This window comes from Calditrichota bacterium, assembly GCA_013151735.1.
Taxonomy (GTDB): Bacteria; Zhuqueibacterota; JdFR-76; order JdFR-76; family BMS3Abin05; genus BMS3Abin05.
This window is the reverse complement of record JAADHR010000225.1, coordinates 1-4,063: the sequence shown is the minus strand read 5'-3', so window position 1 is coordinate 4,063 and position 4,063 is coordinate 1. Positions and strand designations below refer to the sequence as shown.

General features: G+C 56.6%; 3 protein-coding genes. All 3 read right to left on the bottom strand.

All coding sequences use genetic code 11. The annotated features are described in order from the left end of the window. Positions 1-641 (bottom strand): hypothetical protein (locus GXO76_16035; protein NOY79363.1); only part of this gene is annotated, 641 nt, incomplete at its 3' end. Then, entirely contained in the window at positions 641-3,037 is a 2,397-nt protein-coding gene (locus tag GXO76_16030; GenBank protein ID NOY79362.1) for a hypothetical protein, read from the bottom strand. The genes GXO76_16035 and GXO76_16030, both read right to left, overlap by 1 nt. Then, on the bottom strand, positions 3,034-4,063 hold a 1,030-nt coding region (locus tag GXO76_16025), incomplete at its 5' end, for a hypothetical protein (GenBank protein ID NOY79361.1). The genes GXO76_16025 and GXO76_16030, both read right to left, overlap by 4 nt.

Below are 4,063 nucleotides of genomic sequence, written 5' to 3'. Positions count from 1 at the left end.
AGGATTTTTAGCGGCCGCAGGTTCATTCCGTCAGCGTCCATCAGCCAGAGCATGTGGGGATCGGGGTTGAAATACTGAAAAAGCAGCGTGTGTCCGTCCGCCGGATTGATCTGTACGTGGTGGGTCACCGCCTCCATTTCGTGTACCCGGACCTTCCCCTCCGGCAGTTTGACCGTCATAATCCCGAATCGCCCGTCCTTTAGCCGCACGTCTGCTGCGTACAGGCGGTCGTCCGGGGCGAGGCTTCCCAGAGCGGTTTCAGCGGACGCCACCTCATCCACATCGGCCACAACCGTTTCTTCCAGCGAGAAAATCGCTTCCCGCACCAATTCGTTTCCCCGTAAAAAATACACAACCGGCTCCGTTTTCGCCAGCACAATTCCGCCAATTCCAACCGCATCCGTTAATTGCGTGAGTACCTTGCCATCCACGTCCACCCGAAAAATTTGGGGTGTGGCGCCGCGTGTGTACTGCGGAAAACTCTGAAAAAGCAATGTTTTGGAATCCCGCGTGAAGCAATTCACGTGGGTGTACAAATTCGTGTTCACCGTCGGACCGCTGGTAAGCTGCCAGATTTCCACGCCGGTTTCCGGATCGAACGTCCGGTAGGCTTCGCTCGGGAAGGTCTCGCCTTTGGCCATTACGCCCCCTCCTTCTGAAAGGTGATTTTCCACGCCACCGGTTTTTGTTTTCCTTGAAAAGTCATCTGCACCAGTCCGCTTGACGTTCGGTGTACGGCTGCCCATGTGTTTCCGGCCATAGCTCTTGTTACACGAAATTTCGGGGGAACGTACAGAAACAGGGTGTACGCGTCTCCCGGAACGGTCTGTGAAATACCCAGTAAGGTTTGGGTCGCTTCATCCCACGCCATTTTCTGAATGCTAAACGCTCCCGCCGAAATGTGACGGGACGTGGCCAAAAGCTGCGGCCGGTTTTCCGCCTTTCGAATGACCAGCACGCGCACTCCGTGAAGAGGCACCTCTGCCTGAACGTGCTTTTGAAAGGTGCCGAGTAGCATCTGGTTCCAGTAATCGAAAATCCGGTAGGTTTGTGTGGAATCCAAACCCAAATCCGCAAGAAAATCAACGCCGTGCAGGGTGTCCGTATCCGACCAGTTGAACAGAGCCAGCACGTCGTACACGCCGGAAGCGGCATTTACCTTCAAATCCAAACCGCGCGGGTAATTTTTCGTAGCCGGGTACCCTTCCGGCAGGGGGCCAAATTCGGCTTTCGCCCGAAAGGGAAACAAATCCATCGGTGTGATGTTCAGTGCCGGCATGGTTTTTCGGTAGAGTGTAAGGCGCCGGCCGCTTAGTTTTTTGATCAAATCGGGGAATTCCCGCCCCCAGCGGGTGTGCTGCTGCAAATCGGCCACGCGCGCCGGTGAGGGTTGAGCAATAAAATCGCTGATGATGAACGCCTGACCGGTCAGGGCCGTGGCCGTCACATTCGTAAGCGCCTCGTCCAGCGTCAGGGGCGGACGCACCATCAGGGCATCGGGGTCGTTGTACAGCACGATGTCATTCAAATAATTCGCACTGAACAGGGCACCCAACCGGCGTTTGGTTTCTTTCCAGCGGTCGTACACATCGTGGGTGGTGTTGAACGCGCTGTCAAACAGGCCGAATCCCCGGGAGTAATCGGCCGCGCCACCCTGGGCATCGCAGCCTAAGATCCAGTTGCTGGGCCCCATGATTCGGCGAATGACTTGCTGGGCATTCCAGTAGAGGTCGCACCCTTCCAGTGCAGGATTGAACGCCCACGCCCGGTTCGCCTCGAACGTGAAGCACCACCGCGCGTGTCCCGCATCCTTCAAATATGCCACACCCCAGTCATCCACCAGGGTTTTGAACAGCGGTTTCAGGTGCTTTTCCAGCACGGCGGGATTGGAGTAATCCAGCCGCACCACGGTGGTGTCCGCCGTGCAGCAGGCGCGAATCAAATTCCCGTACCGATCGTGCAAAAACCAGTTTTCGGGGTACCGGCCGTTGGGGAATTGCCTGCCAAATGCCGGGTGGGCGTAATTGGCCCCCATTGCATTTACCCAGAGACCGGGCCGCAACCCTTTGTTTTGAATGTAGCGCATCAGCCATTTGCCGCCGTGGGGGAACTTCTGCTTGTTCCACTCCAGCCAATTGGCCTCGGGGCCCCCCGTAAACGCCGCATCCAGTTGGACGTATTCCAGGCCGTAGGACTTGAGCTTTTCGGCCAGAGCGTCGGTTTCCACCACCATGTCCTCTTCATTGGCGGGCATGTAGTAGCAGTACCAGGACAGCCAGCCCGTGGCCGCCCGCCGAAAGGGGTGCGCGTGCGGAAACTGCGGCCAGTAGGGAACGTAGTGTTTGAGCCCCACAACTTTCTCGTAATAATCGCGAACCAGGCTGATTTCCGCATCCGGGAATTGACGCTGGCCCCTTCGGTTGATCCATTTTCCCCCGCGGGGTCCGCGGTAGGGCAGCAGGGGAAAGGTGACCCGCATCTTCTCCGGGTGAGCCGCATCCCGCACGAACCTGCTCGCGTCCGGAAAACGAATCAGAATGTCCGTCAGGCGGTCAAACAGCCGGGTGATGCCCCGGGCTGAAACCAATCCCAGGGAGGTGAAAATAATTCCGTTATCCTGACTTTTAACCCGCGCCGGAATGCGCCCACCGTCCGCTGGAGCCCATCCCGAAAAAACGGCCGCGGGATCTTTGCACTCAATATTCACTCCGGCGGCTGTAATTAGAAAATACCAAGTCGTTTTTTCCGGCTCGTGCGTTACAATCGTAAGTTCCTGGTTGTCTTTTGTGGACACGTCCCACTGGGTCAATGCCGTCAGGAGCCCTTCTTTCTTCAAAAAAAGTTTTCCCGCTTCCAGCACCACGCCCAGGTCTCTCTGGCGAATGGTGATTTCCTGCTTTTTGGCGTTAACCTGAATTGTCCAGCCGCGGCGTGAAAAAGAAGGCGACTGGGCACATCCCGCCAAAACCAATGCCAAACCCAATATCAGGCCGGCGGTTCTTTTTGCGAGAAAATTCTGTGGCTGTGTCCGCATCATTTTTCCTCCGGAAGATGAACGGTACAATTTGAAATCGGGTGGCCCTGTGCGTCCGTGATGCGAAAATAGAATCCCCAGCCGGCGCCGCCCTGGCAGACCTTCAGCAGAATTCGGTTGGCCCCCTTTTGGACCGGCACAATGTCCTTGTCCAGAATAGCCCGTCCCGGTTTGGGTTGGGTGAAAATCTTTTTCCCGTTTACCCACAGCACACAGGCGTCGTTGGTGCCCAGGCGCATCTGGACTTTCTGACGCACCGGGGAAATGATTTCGCTGAACGCGTAGGCACACACATTGTTTTTGGGACGAAAAATCCGGGTCAGATCCACCGATCCGCGCGATGTCCAGTCCGCGTAGGCGAACCAGTGAATCGGCTGTGTTTTGCCGCGGTAGAATTGGGTGAGATTCAATTCCCGCTCCGGTGGAAATACCGTGCGAAATCCACGATTGTCGGTGTTGTCAAACGGCCCGATGAGCAGCCAGGTTTTCTGCGTTTGGAAAATTTTCCGGAAATTCTGAAAATGCCCCCAGAATTCCTTTTCGCCCAATTCCTTCAGTCGGTTGGAAAGCGCCTGGCGGTGCGCCTGTCGGAGGCGCTTCAGCGGGAAAATTCCCGCCAACACATCGTCGCGGGGACCGTCCAACCGGTAGTCCACGCCCAGCCCCAGCGCCCGGGACACGTCCTCGCCGGTGAGATTCCGAATGGAACGGGCCAGTTTCACGTACTTCGGGTTGGTCACGATCTGTTTTTCCTGCACGATTTTCCGAAAGATTGACAAATCTTGCTCTCCCTTGTACGCTTTTTGTCCCCGCTCGGAAAATCCGTCGCGGCCGTAAATCCAGTTGTAGCGGCGGGACAACATCAGCGAATTGGCGTACAGTGCCCGAAATTGCTCCGGCGTGTTCCCCACAAAATCCTCGTTTTTCACGTCGCGCGGGTCGTGCCGATCCGAGCCAAACATCCACACGCCCTCGGCCAGACTCCCGTACTTCTGAAAATAGACCCTCGCCTCAGGCGAAAGGTGGTCT

Excerpts from the sequence above, each read along its gene's own strand:
- GXO76_16030 (NOY79362.1), bottom strand. The coding sequence starts at position 3,037 with ATGATGCGGACACAGCCACAGAATTTTCTCGCAAAAAGAACCGCCGGC.